Source organism: Pseudomonas sp. BMS12 (genome assembly GCF_001592875.1).
Lineage (GTDB): Bacteria > Pseudomonadota > Gammaproteobacteria > Pseudomonadales > Pseudomonadaceae > Aquipseudomonas.
The window spans coordinates 35387-55188 of the sequence record NZ_LSOF01000019.1; the positions used below are offsets into that span (position 1 = coordinate 35387).

Sequence of the window (19802 nt, forward strand, 5' to 3'; positions counted from 1 at the left end):
GACCGGGGGCGCTCTGCTAAGCTGCGCGCCCATGAATAGAACCCTCTATAGCCTGCTCCTGCATCTGCTCCTGCCGCTGATCTTCCTGCGCCTGTTGTGGCGCGCCTGGCGCGCGCCGGCCTACGGGCGGCGTATCGGCGAGCGCTTTGCCATCGGCCTGCCGGCCTTCAGGCCGGGCGGTATCTGGATTCACGCCGTGTCGCTGGGCGAGAGCATCGCCGCGGCGCCACTGATCCGCGAACTACTGGCTCGGTATCCGCAATTGCCGATCACCGTGACCTGCATGACCCCGACCGGTTCGGAGCGCATCCAGGCGCTGTTCGGCGAGCGCATTCAGCACTGCTACCTGCCGTACGACCTGCCCTGGGCCTGCCAGCGCTTCCAGGCGCGTCTGCAACCGCGCCTGGCGGTGGTGATGGAAACCGAGCTGTGGCCCAACCACATCCATGCCTGTCACCGCCGCGGCATTCCGGTGGTGCTGGCCAATGCGCGGTTGTCCGAACGTTCGGCGCGCGGATACGCGCGCTTCGCCGGGCTGACCGCGCCGATGCTCGCCGAACTGAGCCTGATCGCGGTGCAGACGGCGGCCGAGGCCGAACGCTTCCGCCAGCTGGGTGCGCGCAGCGAGTGCGTCGAGGTGACCGGCTCGATCAAGTTCGACCTGCACGTCGATCCCGAGCTGGCGCAACGTGCCGGCGAGCTGCGCGAAAGTTGGACAGCGACGGCGCGGCCGGTGTGGATTGCCGCCAGCACCCACGCCGGCGAGGATGAGGTCATCCTGGCTGCCCATCGCCAGCTGCTGGCCGAGCACGGTGATGCGCTGCTGATCCTGGTGCCGCGTCACCCGGAGCGTTTCGCCGACGTTTATGAGCTCTGCCGGCGTGAAGGCTTCGCCACGGTACGCCGCTCCGCAGGTGCACCTGTTGCTGCCAATACTCAGGTGCTGCTGGGCGATACCCTTGGCGAGCTGCTGTTCCTCTATGCCCTGGCCGACCTGGCCTTCGTCGGTGGCAGTCTGGTCGCCAATGGTGGGCACAACCTGCTGGAGCCAGCCGCACTGGGCAAGCCGTTGCTGAGCGGGCCGCACCTGTTCAACTTTCTGGAAATCGCCAACCAGCTGCGCAGTGCCGGTGATCTGTTGCAAGTGGCGGACGCCGAGCAGTTGCACGCGGCTCTGCGCCATCTGTTCGACGAGCCACAGGCTGCGGCGCACATGGCTGAGTCCGGGTTGGGGGTGCTGCGCGCCAATCAGGGCGCGCTGGTCCGTCTGCTGGCGGGGCTAGAACGCCTGCTGCCGCCGACCTGACAGATGGCGCCAGGCCAGGCCGAAAAGCGCCAGGGCCAGGCACGGCAGCCAGACCCAGCGCGCCTCGGACGCCAGCACCTGCAGGCCGCGCTGGCTGAAGAAGCCGTTGACGAAGGGCGACACTTCAATGGGTCGCCAGGGCAGGAAGAAGCGCTGCTCGCTCCAAGGCCATAGCCAGGCCACGCCCAGGCCGCCATCGGTAGCTGCATCCAGCAGGCTGTGCGAGGCCGTGGCCAGGCCGATCCAGAGAAATGCCTTGAGCGGGCCGCAACCCAGTAGGCGGCAGCCCAGAGCCGCGAGCGCCCCGCAGATACCGGCGAATAACAGCGAGTGACTGAAGCCGCGATGGCCAAAGGCGTCGGCGTAGGGGATGCCGAACTTGAAGGCCAGCACGTCGGCATCGGGCAGCAGGGTGAACAGGAGCCCTGCCAGGAGCAGGCGCGGCGGTATGACGCGTGGACCGAGGGCGACACCCAGTGCCAGCAGGGGCAGCGGGTGGCTGATCAGGGTGGTCACGAGTGTTCGTGCATGCGCGCCAGTTGCCGCTCGAGCAGCGACGGGTAGGGCTCCAGCAGGCGTTCGACGCAGCTGGCGCCTTCCGGGCTGGCGATCGCGCGAATGCGTGCGCGTTGGCGCAGCAGGGGGTCTTCGGCCACGGCGCGCTGCACCAACAACAGGTTGCGGCTGTGCTGGGTCAGGGCCAGCGCGGCCTGGGCCGCTTCGCTGAGCAGCAGTTCGGCCTGGCTGGGGATAATTTCCTCGTCGCTGCGCGTCAGGCCCAGTTGCAGCTGTAGGGTGATGCCGCTGTCCGCCACCTCGATCTGCAGGGCGTGGCCGAGGGCGCGCAGCAGCTCGCCGCAGCACAGCGCATGGGTCAGGTAGTCCTCGTCACTGTTGGCGCTGCTGAACAGGATCAGGCTGCTGCCATCGGTGAGGGTGAATAGCTTGCCCTGGTACAGCGCTGCAGCACGCTCCAGACAGTCGCGGTAGCGTTGCAACAACTCCAGCAGGCGTGCGCGTGGCAGGTGGCGCAGCTGTTCCTGGGCACCGAGCTGGACGGCCAGTACGGCGCTGCTGACGGGCTGCTCGGGCTCGGCTGGTGCCGGGGCGACGGGCATTTCCGGTTCTTGTGGGGGCTGCAGGTCGTGCAGATCGGCGAAGGGGTCGTCCGCCTCGGCCTGCACGAGCGGGATATGAGCCTCGTGGACTTCGCCGAAGTCCTCGTCGAAGGCGTCGGCTTCGGTCTGCAGGTCGGGCATGGCGAAGCCCTGTTCCTGGGGCTCCTCCTCGTCGAAGTCCGGCTCCGCCTCGAAGTCATGCTCATGCTCGTCGAAGTGCAGCTCGGCCTCCGGCTTTTCCGGCACCAGACGCGCCTGCAGCTGGCGCGCCAGGTCACCGATCTCGTCCTGGCGCCCGGCGCCCGGCGCGGGGTCGTCCGGGTCGCGCAGCCACAGGCGCAGCTGCAGCAGCGGGGTCGACAGGTGGCGGCCCAGGCGCAGGCTGAGCGACAGGGTCAGGGCCAGCAGAATCAGGCTGAGCAGGCCCATGCTCTGCAGGCTGATGGTCATCGGCTGCTGGAACTGCTGCATGTCCAGGCTGATGCTCAGCTGCCCGGCCATCACTTCCTGGAAGTTGATGACCGTCGAGTACAGTCCGTCATTCTCACCTAGCAGGCTCTGCGCAGGGCGTGAGCCAGCTTCGGCCAGGATGCGGTTGTCCACGCTGTAGATAGCCGCGTGGGCCACTAGCGGGTTCTTCGCCAGGTTGCTGAGCAGCACGTTGAGGCTGAGGATGTCGTTGGACACCAGCAGCTCGGTGGCCGAGGCGGCAGTCTGCACGATGAGGCTCTGCCCCAGGGCGTCGGCCTGCTGCTGCATGGCCTGTTTGAACTGCATGCCCATCACCCAGGCGTAGATCACCAGAGCCAGGGCGACCAGCAGCAGGCTGTGGCTGGCAATGCGCAACGCCAGCGGCACGCGGCGTTGGCGCAGGGCGTTGAACAGCAACAGGAAGAAATTGTCAGGCTTGACCTGGGCGGGCCGGTTCACAGAGCGCGGCTCTTCTCGACGGGAATTGCCGCGCAGTATACCCAGCGCCCAGGGGCCGGCAAAGCGCCGCCCGTGCCCTCGGCCGGTCGAAACTGGTTAGAATGTGCACCTTTTCATGGCGGGCCCTGGCTCCGCCCGACCTGCCTGCCGTGGGAGTCAAGGTTTTGCGCGAAATCGTCCTGATCAATATCACCGGGGAAGATCGTCCGGGCCTGACTGCGGCCATCACCGGTGTCCTCGCCCAGGGCGGGGTGAATATCCTCGACATCGGCCAGGCGGTGATTCACGACACCCTGTCGTTCGGCATCCTGGTGGAGATCCCCGGCACCGAGCAGGCCTCCTCGGTACTCAAGGACGTGCTGTTCACCGCCTACAAACTTGACCAGCAAGTGCGTTTCACGCCCGTGTCCGAGGCGGACTACCAGCAGTGGGTCGGCGGCCAGGGCAAGCCGCGCTATATCGTCACCCTGCTGACGCGCAAGGTGACGGCCGAGCAGCTGCAGCGGGTCAGCGCCATCACCGCCAAGTACGGTCTCAATATCGATCATATCGATCGCCTCTCCGGGCGCATGGCCCTGGATATGCCGGCGGATCAGGGCAAGGGCTGCATCGAGTTCTCCGTGCGCGGCGAGCCGGCCGATGCCGCCGCCCTGCGTGCCGAATTCCTCAGCGTGGCCCAGGAACTCAACGTCGACATCGCCTTCCAGCGCGACTCGGTGTTCCGTCGTAATCGCCGCCTGGCGGTGTTCGACATGGATTCGACGCTGATCGAGGCCGAAGTCATCGACGAGCTGGCCAAGGCCGCCGGGGTTGGCGAGCAGGTTTCGGAAATCACCGAGCGGGCCATGCGCGGCGAGCTGGATTTTGCCGCCAGCTTCAAGGAGCGTCTGGCGCTGCTGCAGGGCTTGTCCGAGGACGTGCTGGAAGAGATCGGCGCCTCGCTGCGCCTGACCGAAGGCGCCGAAGTGTTGTTCGCCGAACTCAAACGCCTGGGCTACAAGACCGCCATCCTCTCCGGCGGCTTCACCTATTTCGCCAAGCAGCTGCAAGCCAAGCTGGGCATCGACTATGTGTTCGCCAACGAGCTGCAGATAGTCGATGGCAAGGTCACTGGTGTTGCGGTGGAACCCATCGTCGATGCCCAGCGCAAGGCCGATCTGTTACGCGAGCTGGCGGAGAAGGAGGGCCTGCGCCTGGAGCAGACCATCGCCGTGGGCGATGGCGCCAACGATCTGCCGATGCTCGGCCTGGCCGGTTTGGGTGTGGCCTTCCGTGCCAAGCCGCTGGTCAAGCAGTCGGCCAAGCAGGCGATTTCCACCCTGGGCCTGGACGGCATCCTCTATCTGCTGGGCTTCCGCGATCGCGACGGCCTGGAGTAGTCGGCCAGGACAGAAAAAGCCCCGCATCTGCGGGGCTTTTCTTTTACGCGGTGCTTATTCGTCGCCAGCTGAGAAGTCGTAGTCCATCGACTGGCTCGGGCCCTGCAGATAATGGCCCTGAATGTAGTTGACCCCGGCCTGCCAGAGGGTGGCCAGCACGCTGGCGCTCTCGACGTAGGGCACTATGGTCAGCTTGGCCTGGGCATGCAGGCTGGCCAGCAGGGTTTTCAGGGCCTCCTGATTCTCCGCGCTGCTGAGGTCCTGAGAGAAGGATCCGTCGACCTTCACGAAATCGATATTCAGGTGCTTGAGCGTGTTGAAGGGGTTGAGGGCGCAGCCGAACTGGCCCAGTCCTACCTTGCAATGCAGCTCGGCCAGCCCTTGGGTAAGGGCCTTGGCCTGCTTGAGGTAGGCCACGGCATCCTGCTCGCTGAGCTGGAATACCAGGGCGTCCGAAGGCAGGCGGGCGGCCTTGAGGGCGACGCTGAGCCAGGGCAGCAGGGTCTGATCTTGCACGCTGCTGCTCGACAGGTGCACGAACAGGCGAGTGCTGTGGCCCTTGCTGCGGTGCTCGGCGAGCAGCTTGATCGAGTTGAGGATCACCCAGCGGTCGATCTTCTCGGCCAGGCCGGCATCGCGCGCCGCGGCGAGGAAGTCGGTTGGCGGCACTTCATCGCCTTGCGGGCTGAGCAGGCGCAACAGCACCTCATAGTGCTCGTCGCTGTCGCCGCGCAGGCTGATGATGGGCTGGAACAGCAGGCGGAAACTGTTGTTTTCCAGGGCCTGTTGCACCATGGCCACCAGGCTGCCGCGGCTGGCGGCGGCGGCCAGTTCGTCGGCCGGGTTGTAGATCTTGATGGCGTTGCTGTCGATTTCATCGGCGCAGCGGTGGGCGCGCTCGATCACTTCCTGCGGCTTGCTGGTCTGCTCGCTGAGGCCGGCGACACCAATCGACAGGGTGGTCTGTACCGTGCGGCCGCTGACGTCGAAGAGGTGGCCTTCGATTTTCTTCAGCAGGCTGGCCAGTTGCTCCTGGCACTGTTGTGGCGCTGAGCCACTGATCAGGGCGGTGAACACATCGTCGCTGAAACGGGCCAGTTGCACCCCGCTGCCAAAATGACTGCGCAGGATATTGGCCAGGTCGGTCAGCAGGATATCGATACCGGCCACGCCAACTTCGCCAACGGCGTCGCTGAAACGGTCGATGCGGATGTAGGCCAGGCTGGCGACCTGGCCGTCGCTGACCGCACGTTGCGCCGCACCATCCATCAGTTCGAGGAAGTGCGAACGGTTGAACAGGCCGGTGACCAGGTCCTGGCTGCTGATTTCGCGTAGCTTTTCTTCCAGCTCGGCATTGTCGTTTTCGGCGCGGATGACCACCTGGATGCAGGGTTCGCCGTCATAGGTGGCCGGCGAGAAGCCCATGCGTGCCTGGAATTGCTGGCCGTTTGGCTTGACACCGCCGCAGCTCAGCTCGGCGTTGCCGTCCTCGCTGGCGTAGTTTTTCAGGAAGTCCTTGAAGCGGCCCTGATCTGCCGAGGCGATCAGGTCGATCATCGGCATGCCTTCCAGCTCCTCGGCATCCTCGTAATCGAACAGCTTGAGGTAGGCACGGTTGGCATAGATATGCATGCCGTCGTGGACGTAGGTGATGGCGTCCACCGAACTGTCCAACAGCAGCTGGCAGCGCTTCTCCGCTTCGCGCAGGGCGACTTCGGCGGCACGGCGTGCGCGGCGTTGCTCGAGGTTCGCCAGCTCGCGGTTGGCGACCAGGATCAGGCGCTCGTCCTCGCCCTGGGGCAGGGCATCCTGGGCGCCGAGCATCAGGGCTTCGGTGATGAAGTCGGAATCGTTGCCATCCACCAGCTGGATGACCGGAATGTCCTTGGCCTGGCGGCGGATGGCGCTGATCGCTTCGCTGGGCTCGAGGTGCTCGCTGCTCGGCGCGCTGATCAGCAGATCCCAGCTTTGCTGCAGGGCGTCGGCGAGATTGTCGCTGGAGGTGATGCGATGCACGCGCGTCGCGCGGCCGGCATTGCGGAACAGGCTGACCAGACGCTCGGCCTCGTTCTGCGAGTCTTCAAGAATCAGCAGCCGTATGGTTTTTTTTTCGATGGCCATGGGGATTTGCTTGGAATGCGCCGAAGAACGGGCGAAAAAAGACGACAAATGGTCTGTTCCGGCAATCTACAGCGACTTCCAGAGTGAGTCAAAGTCTTCATCCCCGCCCTTGCCAGGCTCTTTCGGGGCTGTGACGGAAGTCCCGTCGGGCTGCTGTGGCTGGCTCAGCGGGCGATATTCGAACTGGCTGAAGCTGCCGGTGCTGGTCTGCTTGCGGCTGAGTACGGCGCGGGTTTCCTCGCCGTTGTGGTTGATCAGCACCTTGTTGCTTTCCTGGAATGGCAGGCGCGGCGTGATCAGCGTGGCCGCTCGTGAGATCACGCGGATCTCCGGCAGCAGCAGGGCGCGCAGGAAGTGGCTGTTCTGCTCGCTCTTGCGCACCAGCTGAACGCCGCAGGGTTGCGCGTGTGGGGCCACCAGCTCGATGCCCATCTGCGTGCCGCCGCCGCGCACCTGGCGAATCCAGCGCACCACCGCCACACTCCAGGACTGCCCAGGCGCGTCCTGTATGCCCAGCAGCTCACCGGCCTGCAACTGGCTCGGTACTTCCCTGGGCCAGCTCAGGCAGTAACCGCCAGGGCTGTGATTGACGATCGGCAGCTCATGGGTGGGGTAGCCTTCGGCAACTTCTTCGCACGCCTGTTCGCCGGGTTTGCTCGATTTGTACTGGATTTCTTCCAGCGGCATGCCCGGTACCCAATGACTTTCACGCTGGGCGTCGAAAGCGCCGGCCCAGATATCCGGACCTGCCGTGGCACTGGTGTTGACAGTCTTGAAGCGCGCGCTGCGGTCTTCTTCCGGACGCATGAGTACGTCGGCGAAGCTGCGTTTGCCGGCCAGGTTGAAATGCAGGGCGGACATGCCGATGCAAAGAAACAGGCTGCCGCGTCCCGGGTTGCGCTGAAAGGTGCGTTCGGCGATGTCGCCCCAGGCCGAGCTCAGATGCTGCAGCAGGTCCAGCGGCATGCCTTCGGGGATGCGCAGGCGCTTGGCCTCCGGGCTGTCGGGGGGCAGCAGGAGGTATTCCTTGATGGCATCGACCAGTGGGGTCGGATCGAGGCCCTGCATGTTGTGCAGTTCGCCTTCCCCGAACAGTGATCTGTAGCGCGGCGGGCCATCTAGCTGCGGGGCGATGGCAAACAGGCTGCCCGGTGCGTCGGCGGGTTGTAGCCTGGCCAGGCTGCTCCAGCTTTCCAGGCCTTCGGCCAGGCGGGCGATACCGCTCTGGCGCATCTGGTTGCAGCGTGCGCAGCCCAGCAGCAGGGCGCCGATATACACCTGCTCCAGGCTCAGGCTGCGGCCGTTGCGCGCCAGCCCGTCACTGATCTGTAGCTGCTGCAGGCCATGCTTGCGCGCCATGAGATGCAGCTGGTGGAGCTCCAGCCACAAGCCTTCGGGCACCGGGCAGTACAGCTGGCTGGCGCGCACCAATGGGCCACACAGGCTGTGGCTGGCCCGCTGCAGGGCCATAGCCAGCACGGGGGCGCGATCTTTGCTGAAACGCGGCAGTTCCTGGGTGACGATCAGTTTGTAGCCGATGGCCAGATGGTTTTGCAGGGCCTGGCAAAGGTTGGCGACCTTGCGCGGGCGTTCGTCGAGGACGATGGACTGGTTGAGGAAGTGGCGTTCCAGATGGCTGCAGACGAAATGCACTTCCGGACGCAGCAGTTCGAGCAGTTGCAGGCGATTGTCGCTGGGGGTGAGCAGCTGGTTCAGCTCGACCAGACTCTGATATAGCTGGCGGGCGGTTTCGCCGATATTGGCCTTGGGGAGTCCGGCGATCCAGCGCTTGAACTCGCGCGGAGTGGCATCGCAGAAGGACAGGCCCTGTCTGTCGGGAGTGGAGACACGCAGCAGCAGGTGAGGGCTTTGCTTATCCATACCGGAGTCGATATCCAAGAGGGTGGGCGGCCCTTTCTGGTGAAGAGCTTTAGGGAAACTCTAGCAGCATAGGCAGGCCCTAACCCAGCGAGATTGGGTAAGGCTTTCGACAGGCGTGGCGCGACGGATGTTCCCGTCGCGCCGTCAGACTCAGGCGTTGCGCGGCGTCGCCAGGGCCTGACCCATGCGCACAGAGCTACCAGCTGCCAGGCCTTCGGCCCAGTTCACCTGCTCCGGCCCGAACAGTACGATGGCGGTGGAGCCAAGCTTGAAGCGCCCCAGTTCGCCACCTTTTTCCAGCTCGATGGCGGCGCGGGCGGCCGCGTCGTAACGGGTGGTTTTCAGTTCGCGCTTGGGCGGTGTGACCAGGCCGGCCCAGACCGTCTCGATGCTGGCGACTATCATCGCACCGACCAGCACCACGGCCATCGGGCCGCGTTCGGTGTCGAACAGGCAGACCACGCGCTCATTGCGGGCGAACAGCTCGGGGACATTCTCGGCGGTGGTCTGGTTGACCGAGAACAGCCGACCCGGCACGTAGACCATTTCCTTCAGCGTGCCGCCCAGCGGCATGTGCACGCGATGGTAGTCCTTGGGCGACAGGTACACGGTGGCGAAGTCGCCGCCCATGAAGGGCGCGGCGCGCTCAGCGTCGCCGCCCAGCAGTTCGACCACGCTGAAGCTGTGGCCCTTGGCCTGGAAGCAGCGGCCCTGTTCGATCGGGCCGAGTTGGCTGACGGCGCCGTCGGCGGGGCAGAGGATGGCGCCGGGCGTTGCGTCCAGCGGGCGCGCATCGTCTTTCAGGGCGCGGGTGAAGAAGGCGTTGAAGTGTTCGTAGGCAGTCAGGTCCTCGACCTGGGCTTCACTCATATTCACCTGGTACTGCTTGGCGAACCAACCGATCAGGCGATCCTTGAACCAGGCGGCGCGGCACTCGGCGGCGCAGCCGATCAGGCGCGACAGCAGGTGGTGCGGCAGCAGGTATTGGCTGAGGATAAACAGGCGCTCTTTCATCGGTATTCCTTGCTTCAATGTTCGATCGGAGTGTCGGGCAGGTTGCCCCATTCGGACCAGGAGCCGGCATAGGCCTTGACCCGTGGATAGCCCAGCGCCTTGGCCACCAGGTAGGTGAAGCCGGAGCGGCGATGGGTCTGGCAATGGGTGATCACTTCCTTGTCCTTGGTGATGCCGAGGCTTTCCAATACTTCGGCAATGTCGGTGCGAATGCGCAGGCCGCGCTGCGGGTCCATGCCGGCGGTCCACTCGAAGTTGACCGCTCCCGGTACGTGGCCGCCGCGTGCGGCCAGGATCTTCTCGCCGCTGAATTCGGCAGGCGCACGGGCGTCCCATACGGCCAGGTCGGCGGCGCCCAGGCGGCTCTGCAGGTAGGCGCGAGTGGCGGTGGGTTGCTCGTGCAGGGTCAGGCTGACCAGGCCGCTGGCGGGTTCCGGAGTTGCCTGGCTCAGCTCGCGGCCTTCGCCCATCCAGGCTTGCAGGCCACCGTTGAGGTAGTGGTAGTGCTTGTGGCCGATGACGTCGAGCAGCCAGATGAAGCGTCCGGCCCAGCCGCCGCCTTCGTCGTCATACACCACGTAGACCGCATCGGCGCGATGGCCAAGTTCGCCGAACAGACTTTCCAGCTGCGCTTTTTCCGGCAACAGGCCGGGGGCAGGCGGCTGGCCCAGTTGGGTGCGCTTGCTGTCGACCCAGTGTGCGCCGGGGATATGGCCCTCGGCATAGCGGGCGGCGCCACTGAGATCGACCAGGATCAGCTCGGGGGCCCGCAGGCGGCTGGCCAGGTCGGCGGGTTCGATCACCAGGGGCAGGCCGGAGAAGGCAGACATGAGAGGCTCCGAGGTGTAGGGGAAAGGGCGAATTGTAGCGAAAGCCGGCGCTGCAAACCGCCGCAAAACGTAACGGCAGGCTCAGGTGCCGCGCCGGGCGAAACTGGCGAGGGCCCTTTCGATGCACTGCACGGTCTTGCCGAATACCTGCACTTGAGTCGCGCCAAGCTCGCCGCCGCCCTGATCGGCTACCAGCAACATGGCCACCCGGCCATTGTGGGCGATTGAACGCAGCAGCAGATGCTCGCCATTGAACAGGGCCTTGAGCGTGCCAGGCAGCAGGGCAGAGACCTGTGCCAGGTTGGCCGGGCTCAGGCGCAACTGTCCGGGCTCGGCCAGCAGACGGCGCAGCACCTGGCTCTGTGCCGGATCCAGGCGTAGTTGCGCTGCGGCGTCTGGCAGGCCGGCCGCTTGCTGGGCGAGCAGGCGGCTGTGATTTCGGTCGGCCAGCAGGATCAAGACCCGTTGCATACCGCCGCTCTGCAGCGCCTGACTGGCGCAGGCGGTCAGCTGTAACACGTTGGCGAAGGGCGAGGGTTGCGTCAGCAGGCGGGCGCAGTGCTGTTTCCATTGGCTCAGCGCATCGCTGGGTGGTGGTGAGCTGGGCGGCTGCAGTCGCTGCAGGCGGCAGCTGTCCCAGGGCCAGAGCAGGGCCTCGGCCGGATGCCAGAGATCGGGTGCGGCGTGCTGGCGGGCGCTCAGTACTGCCTGCTGGTGCACCAGTTGCTGCAGGTCGGGCAGGGCGGTTTGCAGGTACAGGCCAGCCAGGCGCTGCCAGCGCAGGTGGTGCTGGCAGCTCCAGTTGTGGTGACTGGACAGGGCCAGGCCATTGGCCAGCAGCACGCTGTTGCCCGGCAGGGTCAGCCAGCGGCGCAGCGGCTGGTCGGCGTCGAGCATCTGCTGCTGGTGCAGTGGGTGTTCGTTGTCATGCGCGATGTGCAGCGCCTTGACCAGCAGACGACGGTCCTCCACCAGCAGGCGATAGCCCTGGATGATCCACTCCGGCAGGCGCCAGTGCCGAGCCAGCGCCAGTGCCAGTGCCAGCAGCGGCACGCCAAGCAGTTCGCGCTCGACCTTCGGCGCGGGCTCGCCCTGACCCAGTACGCGGCGCTCCCAGGCCTCGAACAGCTGCGGCTGACTGGCTACCAGTGGCCACAGCGGTGCCAGAAACAGCAGGCTGCCCCAGTGGATTTCCTGCCACAGGCGGGCCAGACGTCCGGCGAATAGTCCATTGGCCTGCTGCGAGGCATGCAGACTGATCAATTGTAGTTGGCGCAGTGCCAGGGGAATCTGCGCCTCATCCAGTACGGGTATCTGTTCGAGCAGTGTTTCCGCACGCTTCAGGCCCAGGCGGTTGAGGGCCATCTCCAGGCTTTCCGCCGGCTCACCGAAGCTACTCGAGTTGCGGTTGGCTTCACGCAACATGGTCAGGACAATGGCTGGGCTGGCCTGCATGCGCTCGGCGATATCGCGCAGCGACTTGCGTCCGTCGAGCAGGGTGCGGCGCAGCGCTTCATGGTGCTCGCGAGTGATGGGCAGGCGCACTTCATCGAGCTGTTTGACCCAACTGGCGAGATTGCGCGGAGAGGCTTGGGATGTGGGCATGCAGGTTGAGCCAAACTGGCTTTTCGCCTTTACTGCCTATAGTCTGGCGCAATACTTCCGATAAATAGAAGGGTTGTTTTGCATAACCCTTCCGACTGACTCTTCAAGCGCAATCTCCTCATGGTCAAGATCATCGGCATCCTGGTTGTTTTCGGCTGCGTTTTCGGCGGATTTATTCTCTCCGGCGGCAAGTTCATGGCGCTGGTGCACCCCTTCGAGGTGATGATCATCGGTGGTGCGGCGCTGGGGGCCTTCCTTCAGGCCAACCCGGCCAGCGCCTTCATGACGGTGTTCAAGAAGTCGCTGGCCATGTTCAGCAGCCGCTTCACTCATGCCTTCTACCTGGAAGTGCTGAAGCTGCTCTACGAGATCCTTAACAAGAGTCGCCGCGAGGGTATGATGGCCATCGAGGCGGATGTTGAAGATCCCAACGCCAGTCCGATCTTCAGCAAGTACCCGGCCATTCTCAAGGACACGCGGATGACCGAGTTCATCTGCGATTACCTGCGCATCATGTCCAGCGGCAACATGGCGCCGCACGAGCTGGAAAATCTGTTCGACATGGAAATCGCCAGCCTGAAGGAAGAGCTGGAGCACCCGTCCCACGCCGTATCCAAGGTGGCCGATGGCATGCCAGCCATGGGTATTGTCGCCGCGGTACTGGGTATCGTGATCACCATGTCGATTCTGGCCACCGCCGACAACGCACAGATTGGCGAGAAGGTCGGTACTGCGCTGGTGGGTACCTTCCTCGGTATTCTCGCGTCCTACGGTTTCTTCGCGCCGCTGGCCGGTGCCCTGGAGCACGATGCCAAGGAAGAGCTGAATCTGTACGAGGCGATCAAGGCCACCCTGGTCGCATCGGCTTCGGGCATGCCGCCAACCCTGGCGGTGGAATTCGGCCGCAAGGTCCTGCTGCCTGCGCACCGGCCGAGCTTCAGCGAGCTCGAGCAGGCCATGCGTGGCAACTGACCAAGGCTGAGCCATGGAGAACAATCAGCCGATACTGGTCAAGCGGGTCAAGAAGGTTGCCGGCGGCCATCACGGTGGCGCCTGGAAGATTGCCTTCGCCGACTTCGCCACGGCCATGATGGCCTTCTTCCTGGTGATGTGGCTGATGTCTTCGGCTACCCCGGAGCAGAAGAAGGCGATTTCCGGCTACTTCCAGGACCCCATCGGCTTTACCGAGAGTGCCAGCCCCTATGTCATCGACCTGGGCGGCACGCCGACGCCGGCACCGGACCGCACTCTCAATCCCGAGTTGAAGGATGCGCCGGATGCCGCCGACTCCGCGGTCGACTCCGAGTCCGACCAGCAGGCCTCGGTCAATAAGGATCAGGCCGAGAGCCTGGCCGAGCAGATCGAGCGTGAGCGTCTGGAGCTGTTGCTGCAGGAGCTGCAGACCAAGGTCGACGAGAACCCGCAGCTGCAGAAGTTCAAGGATCAGATCCTCTTCGAGATCACTCAGGACGGCCTGCGCATCCAGATCATGGATGCCGAGAATCGGCCCATGTTCGATATTGGCAGCGCGCGGTTGCAGCCCTATTTCGAGGACATCCTGCTGATCCTCGCGGAAACCATCAAGGAAGTGCCGAACAAGATCAGCGTCAGTGGCCACACCGATGCCAAGCCGTTCGCCGGCACCGGCGAGTTCGGCAACTGGGAGCTGTCGGCCAATCGCGCCAATGCGGCGCGGCGCACCCTGGTCGCCGGTGGCTATCCGGATGACAACGTGGCGCGCGTGGTGGGTTATGCCTCTTCCGCGCTGTTTGACCGCAAGGACCCTTTCAATCCGGTGAATCGGCGCATCGACATCATCGTCCTGACCAAGAAGGCGCAGCGTGCCATCGAGGGCGAACAGGACGCCGCGCCCGAGCCGGCGGTACCCAGCGAAGCATCGGCCATCCCGCCGGCCCCGCCTGGCGCGCCGGTACAGGCGCCCGAGCTGCGTCAGCGTCTGAACATCTTCGAGGATGGTGCGCTGCAGTTCGACGAACCGCAGGAGTGAATGCAAGAGGCCGCGATGATCGCGGCCTCTTCGTTTCAGTACTCGTCCTGCGGCAGGCTGGCCAGGATGTGTCGGTAGCTGGCCATGCGCTGTGGCTGGATGCGGCCGTCTTCCAGAGCCTTGAGCAGGGCGCAGCCGGGCTCGCGGTCATGCTTGCAGTCGCGGAAGCGGCAGGTGCCGAGCAGATCGCGGAACTCGATGAAGCCGGCTTCGACGTCATCGCGACTGACATGACCCAGGCCGAATTCGCGAATGCCAGGGGAGTCGATCAGTTCGCCGCCACCGGGAAAGTGGAACAGCCGTGCGGTGGTGGTGGTGTGGGTGCCCTTGCCGGTGACTTCCGACAGCGGGCCGACGCGGGTATCCACGCCTGGTAGCAGGCTGTTGACCAGCGAGGACTTGCCCACCCCGGACTGGCCGACGAACACGCTGACGTGGCCGTCCAGGCGTGCCTTCAGTTCCTCCATGCCGGCACCCTGGTGCGCGGACACTTCCAGCAGCGGGTAACCCAGCTGGCGGTAGGTGGTGAGCAGGCCGTTGAGGTGCTCGGCGTTTTCCTCGTCGACAAGGTCGGCCTTGTTCAGCAGCAACTGCGGCTGGATGCCGGCGTGCTCGGCGGCGATCAGGTAGCGGTCGATCAGGTTGGCGTGGGCGTGCGGCAGCGGGGCGAACACGATGACGATCAGGTCGACGTTGCCGGCCACCGGTTTGAGCTGGCCGCGCATGTCCGGGCGGCACAGTTCCGAGGTTCGCGGCAGCTGCGCGACGATCACGCCGTTGCCCTGATTGCCGGGGCGCCACACCACGCGGTCGCCGGTGACCAGTGCCGGCAGGTTGGCGCGCAGATGGCAGCGTTGCACCTGGCCGGCCGGTTCGCCTTCCAGTGCCTCGACCTCGACCTGGACGCCGAAGTGGGCGATCACCAGGCCGGTCTGTTCCGGGCCGAGATCGCCGCCTTCCAGTTCTTCGAGCATGCGCGACTCGCGCTTGGCGGCGCGGGCGGCGCGTTCTTCCTGAACCTTGTCGATGCGCCAGTTCTGGCGGCGGGTGAGTTGGCGTTTGGCCATGATCTTTCCGGAGGGAGAAAACGGCGGCGAGTTTAGCACGGGCGCCGTCTGGCCCTGGCGCCAACCTGCTGGTAAAACAGGCGCCATGCTTGAACTCCTGCGCACCCGCTACCCGGCCCTGTTGGCCCTGTTCGCCCAGATCCTGGCCGTGCTGGCTATCGCCTTGGCGCTATGGGGGCTGGCCGGGCTCGGCAGTTGGCGGCCGACGCTCTGGCAGGCGGCCATGGCCCAGGGCGTGCTCGCGGCGACGCTGGGGCAGTGGCTGGGGCTCAAGCGCTGGTGGCTGTTGCTCAATCTGCTGTTCATGCCTGCGCTGCTGGCCGTGCAGGCGCGGCAATGGCCGGCATGGTGGTTTCTGGCGGCGTTTCTGGTCCTGCTGCTGGTCAACTGGAACAGCTTTCGCGAACAGGTGCCGCTTTACCTCTCGGGTGCGCGTACACGTCAGCAGTTGAGCAGGCGTCTGGCGCAATTGCCGAATAACTTCACTTTCGTCGACCTCGGCTGCGGCCTGGGCGGCACGCTGGTGCAGCTGGCGCGCGATTACCCAGCGGCACGTCTGGTTGGCGTGGAAACGGCGCCGCTGGTGTTTGTCCTGGCCTGGCTGCGCTGCTTGCTTTATGGCAATTGCCAGGTGCGCTACCGCAGTCTGTGGCGGGAAGATCTGGCGGCCTACGATGCGGTTTACTGCTTTCTGTCGCCGGCGCCGATGGCCGAGTTGTGGGCCAAGGTGCGGCGGGAGATGCGCCCCGGCAGCCTGCTGATCAGCAACAGCTTCGAGGTGCCAGGGGTGGCGGCCCAGGAAGTCATTGAGCTGAATGACTGGCGCGGCTCGCGGCTGCTGCTGTGGCGCCTGTGAGCGGCTAAACTGCGGGCATTCGCAAAGGAGCAACCGTCATGCCGCAGAACCCCAGCAACCTGATCTGGATCGACCTGGAAATGACCGGCCTGGAGCCGGAGCAGGACGTGATCATCGAGATCGCCACCATTGTCACCGACACGGATCTGAACATCCTGGCCGAAGGGCCGGTGATTGCCGTGCACCATAGCGATGCCGCGCTGGCCGCCATGGACGAGTGGAATACCCGTACCCATGGCGAAAGCGGTCTGACCCAGCGCGTGCGTGAAAGCAAGATCGACACCGCTGAGGCCGAGGCGCAGACCATTGCCTTCCTCCAACAGTGGGTGCCGATCGGCAAGTCGCCGATCTGCGGCAACAGTATCGGGCAGGATCGGCGCTTCCTGTACAAGTACATGCCGGCGCTGGAAGCCTACTTCCACTACCGCTATCTGGACGTGTCGACCTTGAAGATCCTGGCCGGCATGTGGGCGCCGCAGGTCAAGGACTCCTTCCAGAAGCAGGGCACCCACCAGGCGCTGGACGATATCCGCGAGTCCATCGCCGAGCTCAAACACTATCGTCAGCACTTCCTCAAGGTCTGACCCGAGCCGAAATGGCCCGCCTAGCGCGGGCCTTTTTCATGGTGGCGGGCCAGCGCCCACTGCACATGTTCGCGCACCAGGGGTGAAGGGTGTTCGCGGCGCGCCTCCAGGGCCTGCAGCACCGGAATGCTCGACGGCGCGTTGCCCAGGCCTATGGCCAGGTTGCGCAGCCAGTTCTCGTAGCCGCTGCGGCGCAGCGGCGAGCCTTCGGTGCGGCTGAGGAATTCCTCTTCGCTCCACAGGAACAGCTCGGCCAGGCTGCTGTTGTCCAGCCCGTGCCGCGGGCGGAAGTCGCCCTGCTCGGTGGGGCGGGCGAAGCGGTTCCACGGGCAGACGATCTGGCAGTCGTCGCAGCCGAACACGCGGTTGCCGATCGGTGCGCGCAGTTCCTCGGGAATCGGCCCCTTTAGCTCGATGGTCAGGTAGGAAATGCAGCGCCGTGCATCCAGCACGTAAGGGCCGACGAAGGCCTGGGTTGGGCAGATGTCCAGGCAGGCGCTGCAGCGTCCGCAATGCTCGGTGGCGTGTGGCGCGTCCACCGGTAGCGGCATGTCGACGAACAGTTCGCCGAGGAAAAACCAGCTGCCGGCCTTGCGGTTGAGCACCAAGGTGTTCTTGCCGATCCAGCCGAGCCCGGCCTTTTCGGCGATGGCCTTTTCCAGCACCGGTGCGCTGTCGACGAAGGCGCGGTAGCCAAACGGGCCGATGGCGGACTGGATGCGTTCGGCCAGTTGCTGCAGGCGTTTGCGGATCAGCTTGTGGTAATCGCGACCTAAGGCATAGCGCGAGACATAGGCCTGCTCGGGCTGCGCCAGGCGTTCGCTCATCTGCGTGTCGCCGGGCAGGTAGTCCATGCGCAGCGAGACCACGCGCAGGGTGCCGGGTACCAGTTCGTCGGGATGCGAGCGCTTGCTGCCGTGGGCGGCCATGTAGTCCATCTCGCCCTGATAGCCGGCGTCCAGCCAGCGTTGCAGGTGGTGCTCGTGCTCGCCCAGATCGACGTCGGCGATGCCTACCTGCTGAAAGCCCAGCTCGCGGCCCCAGTCCTTGATGGACTGAGCCAGGTTCGCGAGATCGGGAGGGGAGCTGGACATGGCGGGCGGCAAGGCAGGGGAGATGGGTATAATTCTGCCAGACCTCGCCCTGAAGCGCCGAAAATGCCTGCCGACGACACGACTCTTCCCCTTCATCTATATAGCGCCGCCCAGGTGCGCGAGCTGGACGCGCGGCTGATTGCCGCCGGCACGCCCGGCTTCGAGCTGATGCAGCGCGCGGCTCATGCCGCCTGGCGAGCCTTGCGTCGGCACTGGCCGCAAGCCGGGGAAATTACCGTGTTGGCGGGCTCCGGCAACAATGCCGGCGATGGCTATCTGGTCGCCGAGATGGCGCAGAAGGCCGGTTGGCGGGTGCGGGTGCTGGCGGTCGCAACGCCGGAGAAGCTGGGCGGCGATGCGGCGGCAGCCCATGCGGCTGCGCTGGCGGCGGGGGTGGGCGTGCAGCCCTGGGATGAGTCCGCTGAGTTGCGTGGCGTACTGGTCGATGCGTTGCTCGGTACGGGCTTTCAGGGTGATCTGCGGCCGGCCTATGCGGCCGCCATCGAGGCGATCAATGCGTCGGCCTTGCCGGTGTTGGCGCTGGATATTCCGTCCGGGCTGTGCGCCGATACGGGGCGAGTAGCCGAGATGGCTGTGCATGCTGACCTCACCGTTACCTTCATCGGCCTGAAGCTCGGGCTGTTTACCGGCGCAGCTGCGGACTGGGTTGGCGAGCTGGTGTTCGATGACCTGCAGGCCGATCCGCAGACAGTGGCGCAACAGGCCTGCAGCGCCCTGCGCCTGGCCGGCACGGCGCTGCCCCTGCTGGCGCCACGTGCACGCAGCGTGCACAAGGGCAGCTTCGGCCATGTGCTGGTGATCGGTGGTGACCATGGCTTCGGTGGTGCCGCCCTGCTCAGCGCCGAGAGTGCCCTGCGTGCCGGCGCCGGCCTGGTCTCCCTGGCTACGCGGCCCGAACATCTGGGTGCCAGCCTGGCGCGTCTGCCCGAAGTGATGTGCCAGGCCACGGAGTCCACCTATCAGCTGCCCGGCCTGTGCCAGCGTGCCGATGTGCTGGTGGTCGGTCCGGGGCTTGGTCAGCAGCCCTGGGGGCGCAGCCTGCTCAGTGTGGCAGCGGTCAGCGCCTGCCCGCAGGTCTGGGATGCCGATGCCCTGAACCTGCTGGCGGATGGCCAGATCGTCCTGCCTGCCGACTGCGTACTGACGCCTCATCCGGGCGAGGCGGCGCGCCTGCTCGCGTGCAGCACGGCCGAGGTTCAGGCCGATCGTCCGGCGGCAGCCCTGGCGCTGGCGGTCAAATATCAGGCCGTGGTCGTGCTCAAGGGTGTGGGCAGTCTGGTTGCTGCGCCGGACGGGTGTCTGCGTCTCTGTGATCGTGGCCATCCAGCCATGGCGACTGCCGGCCTCGGTGATGTGTTGGCCGGGTTGATCGGTGCCCTGCGCGGCCAGGGGCTGGATGCCTTCGATGCCGCCTGTCTGGGTGTCTGGCTGCACGCCAGTGCGGGTCAACAGCACGGCCGGCAGGGGCGTGGCCTGGCGGCCAGCGATCTGATTCCTACCATCCGTCAGTTGTTACAGGAGCATGCACCGTGCCTGCAGTAACTCTCTATGCCGAAGACGAAGACGCCATGCTGGCGCTGGGCGCGCGCCTGGCCCAGGCAACTGGCGGGCGCGGCGTCATCTACCTGCATGGCGATCTGGGCGCCGGCAAGACCACGCTGTCGCGCGGCCTGCTGCGTGGCCTAGGCCATCGCGGCGCGGTGAAGAGTCCGACCTTTACTCTGGTCGAGCCCTATGAACTGGGTGAGCTGCGGGCCTATCACTTCGACCTGTATCGTCTGGTCGATCCGGAAGAACTGGAGTTTCTCGGCATTCGCGATTATTTCGATGGCGATGCGCTGTGCCTGATCGAGTGGCCACAGCGCGGTGCCGGCGTTTTGCCAAAGGCGGACATGGACATTACCATTAGCCCGCAAGGAGTCGGCCGGGCGCTGCAATTGCAGCCACATAGCGCCCGGGCCGAGGCGTGGTGTGCTGCCTTATAAGAG

17 protein-coding genes are annotated in these 19802 nt (G+C 65.3%); 8 read left to right on the top strand and 9 right to left on the bottom strand.

Translation table 11 applies throughout. The annotated features are described in order from the left end of the window. The first annotated feature begins 31 nt into the window (after positions 1-31). A complete protein-coding gene (waaA, locus tag AYB31_RS18045; RefSeq protein ID WP_068830256.1) occupies positions 32-1306 on the top strand; it encodes a lipid IV(A) 3-deoxy-D-manno-octulosonic acid transferase in 1275 nt (424 codons plus the stop codon). On the opposite strand, the gene AYB31_RS18050 is transcribed toward waaA, so the two are convergent. Together AYB31_RS18050 and AYB31_RS18055 are read right to left on the bottom strand one after the other, a co-directional pair. Next, a complete protein-coding gene (locus tag AYB31_RS18050; RefSeq protein ID WP_068830258.1) occupies positions 1280-1822 on the bottom strand; it encodes a metal-dependent hydrolase in 543 nt (180 codons plus the stop codon). The two genes, waaA and AYB31_RS18050, sit on opposite strands and share 27 nt — an antisense overlap. Then, a complete protein-coding gene (locus AYB31_RS18055) occupies positions 1819-3354 on the bottom strand; it encodes a histidine kinase (RefSeq protein ID WP_068830260.1) in 1536 nt (511 codons plus the stop codon). Before AYB31_RS18055 ends, AYB31_RS18050 begins: the two co-directional genes overlap by 4 nt. 164 nt (positions 3355-3518) lie before the next feature. Between AYB31_RS18055 and serB the strand changes: the two genes are divergently transcribed. Then, on the top strand, positions 3519-4733 hold the full coding sequence (gene serB / locus AYB31_RS18060; protein ID WP_068830262.1) for a phosphoserine phosphatase SerB: 1215 nt from the start codon (positions 3519-3521) through the stop codon (positions 4731-4733). Between the two features lie 54 nt (positions 4734-4787). Here the strand turns inward: serB and AYB31_RS18065 are convergent, their stop codons facing one another. The 5 genes from AYB31_RS18065 to AYB31_RS18085 form a co-directional block, all read right to left on the bottom strand. Beyond that, a complete protein-coding gene (locus AYB31_RS18065; RefSeq protein ID WP_068830264.1) occupies positions 4788-6854 on the bottom strand; it encodes an EAL domain-containing response regulator in 2067 nt (688 codons plus the stop codon). Between the two features lie 66 nt (positions 6855-6920). Beyond that, on the bottom strand, positions 6921-8735 hold the full coding sequence (locus tag AYB31_RS18070; RefSeq protein WP_068830266.1) for a molecular chaperone: 1815 nt from the start codon (positions 8733-8735) through the stop codon (positions 6921-6923). 150 nt (positions 8736-8885) lie between these two features. Beyond that, complete coding sequence (asd, locus tag AYB31_RS18075) at positions 8886-9755, bottom strand: archaetidylserine decarboxylase (RefSeq protein WP_162493014.1); 870 nt, start codon at positions 9753-9755, stop codon at positions 8886-8888. Positions 9756-9763: 8 nt separating this feature from the next. Then, positions 9764-10579: a rhodanese-like domain-containing protein gene (locus tag AYB31_RS18080; RefSeq protein ID WP_068830270.1), complete on the bottom strand. Its 816-nt coding sequence runs from the start codon at positions 10577-10579 to the stop codon at positions 9764-9766. 81 nt (positions 10580-10660) lie between these two features. Continuing rightward, entirely contained in the window at positions 10661-12184 is a 1524-nt protein-coding gene (locus tag AYB31_RS18085) for an HDOD domain-containing protein (protein ID WP_068830272.1), read from the bottom strand. Positions 12185-12304: 120 nt separating this feature from the next. Here AYB31_RS18085 and motA point away from each other — a divergent pair, with 120 nt between their 5' ends. After that, the gene (gene motA, locus AYB31_RS18090) at positions 12305-13156 is read left to right on the top strand and encodes a flagellar motor stator protein MotA (RefSeq protein ID WP_068830274.1); all 852 of its coding nucleotides are present in this window, start codon (positions 12305-12307) and stop codon (positions 13154-13156) included. A 13-nt stretch (positions 13157-13169) separates the two neighbouring features. Continuing rightward, positions 13170-14192: a flagellar motor protein MotB gene (motB, locus tag AYB31_RS18095; protein WP_068830276.1), complete on the top strand. Its 1023-nt coding sequence runs from the start codon at positions 13170-13172 to the stop codon at positions 14190-14192. A gap of 35 nt (positions 14193-14227) precedes the next feature. On the opposite strand, the gene rsgA is transcribed toward motB, so the two are convergent. Further along, positions 14228-15259 carry a small ribosomal subunit biogenesis GTPase RsgA gene (gene rsgA / locus AYB31_RS18100; RefSeq protein ID WP_068830278.1) on the bottom strand — a complete coding sequence of 344 codons (1032 nt, stop codon included), beginning with the start codon at positions 15257-15259 and terminating at the stop codon, positions 14228-14230. 85 nt (positions 15260-15344) lie between these two features. Here rsgA and AYB31_RS18105 point away from each other — a divergent pair, with 85 nt between their 5' ends. Continuing rightward, a complete protein-coding gene (locus tag AYB31_RS18105; RefSeq protein WP_068830280.1) occupies positions 15345-16115 on the top strand; it encodes a class I SAM-dependent methyltransferase in 771 nt (256 codons plus the stop codon). Between the two features lie 38 nt (positions 16116-16153). Continuing rightward, positions 16154-16699: an oligoribonuclease gene (gene orn / locus AYB31_RS18110; protein WP_068830282.1), complete on the top strand. Its 546-nt coding sequence runs from the start codon at positions 16154-16156 to the stop codon at positions 16697-16699. A 20-nt stretch (positions 16700-16719) separates the two neighbouring features. Here orn and queG read toward each other — a convergent pair whose 3' ends face one another. Continuing rightward, a complete protein-coding gene (gene queG / locus AYB31_RS18115; RefSeq protein WP_068830283.1) occupies positions 16720-17793 on the bottom strand; it encodes a tRNA epoxyqueuosine(34) reductase QueG in 1074 nt (357 codons plus the stop codon). 63 nt (positions 17794-17856) lie between these two features. Between queG and AYB31_RS18120 the strand changes: the two genes are divergently transcribed. Both AYB31_RS18120 and tsaE read left to right on the top strand, forming a co-directional pair. After that, positions 17857-19356 (top strand): bifunctional ADP-dependent NAD(P)H-hydrate dehydratase/NAD(P)H-hydrate epimerase, encoded by a 1500-nt coding sequence (locus AYB31_RS18120; protein WP_068830284.1) that lies wholly within the window; start codon positions 17857-17859, stop codon positions 19354-19356. Beyond that, positions 19344-19799 (top strand): tRNA (adenosine(37)-N6)-threonylcarbamoyltransferase complex ATPase subunit type 1 TsaE, encoded by a 456-nt coding sequence (gene tsaE / locus AYB31_RS18125; RefSeq protein ID WP_068830286.1) that lies wholly within the window; start codon positions 19344-19346, stop codon positions 19797-19799. The genes AYB31_RS18120 and tsaE overlap by 13 nt, the downstream gene beginning before the upstream one ends. Positions 19800-19802: the final 3 nt, after the last annotated feature.

Bases quoted from the DNA above. Each gene is read 5' to 3' on its own strand.
- orn (WP_068830282.1), top strand. From the start codon at position 16,154: ATGCCGCAGAACCCCAGCAACCTGATCTGGATCGACCTGGAAATGACC.
- AYB31_RS18120 (WP_068830284.1), top strand. From the start codon at position 17,857: ATGCCTGCCGACGACACGACTCTTCCCCTTCATCTATATAGCGCCGCC.
- motB (WP_068830276.1), top strand. From the start codon at position 13,170: ATGGAGAACAATCAGCCGATACTGGTCAAGCGGGTCAAGAAGGTTGCC.
- rsgA (WP_068830278.1), bottom strand. From the start codon at position 15,259: ATGGCCAAACGCCAACTCACCCGCCGCCAGAACTGGCGCATCGACAAG.
- queG (WP_068830283.1), bottom strand. From the start codon at position 17,793: ATGTCCAGCTCCCCTCCCGATCTCGCGAACCTGGCTCAGTCCATCAAG.
- AYB31_RS18105 (WP_068830280.1), top strand. From the start codon at position 15,345: ATGCTTGAACTCCTGCGCACCCGCTACCCGGCCCTGTTGGCCCTGTTC.
- AYB31_RS18070 (WP_068830266.1), bottom strand. From the start codon at position 8,735: ATGGATAAGCAAAGCCCTCACCTGCTGCTGCGTGTCTCCACTCCCGAC.
- AYB31_RS18085 (WP_068830272.1), bottom strand. From the start codon at position 12,184: ATGCCCACATCCCAAGCCTCTCCGCGCAATCTCGCCAGTTGGGTCAAA.
- AYB31_RS18065 (WP_068830264.1), bottom strand. From the start codon at position 6,854: ATGGCCATCGAAAAAAAAACCATACGGCTGCTGATTCTTGAAGACTCG.
- AYB31_RS18080 (WP_068830270.1), bottom strand. From the start codon at position 10,579: ATGTCTGCCTTCTCCGGCCTGCCCCTGGTGATCGAACCCGCCGACCTG.
- motA (WP_068830274.1), top strand. From the start codon at position 12,305: ATGGTCAAGATCATCGGCATCCTGGTTGTTTTCGGCTGCGTTTTCGGC.
- waaA (WP_068830256.1), top strand. From the start codon at position 32: ATGAATAGAACCCTCTATAGCCTGCTCCTGCATCTGCTCCTGCCGCTG.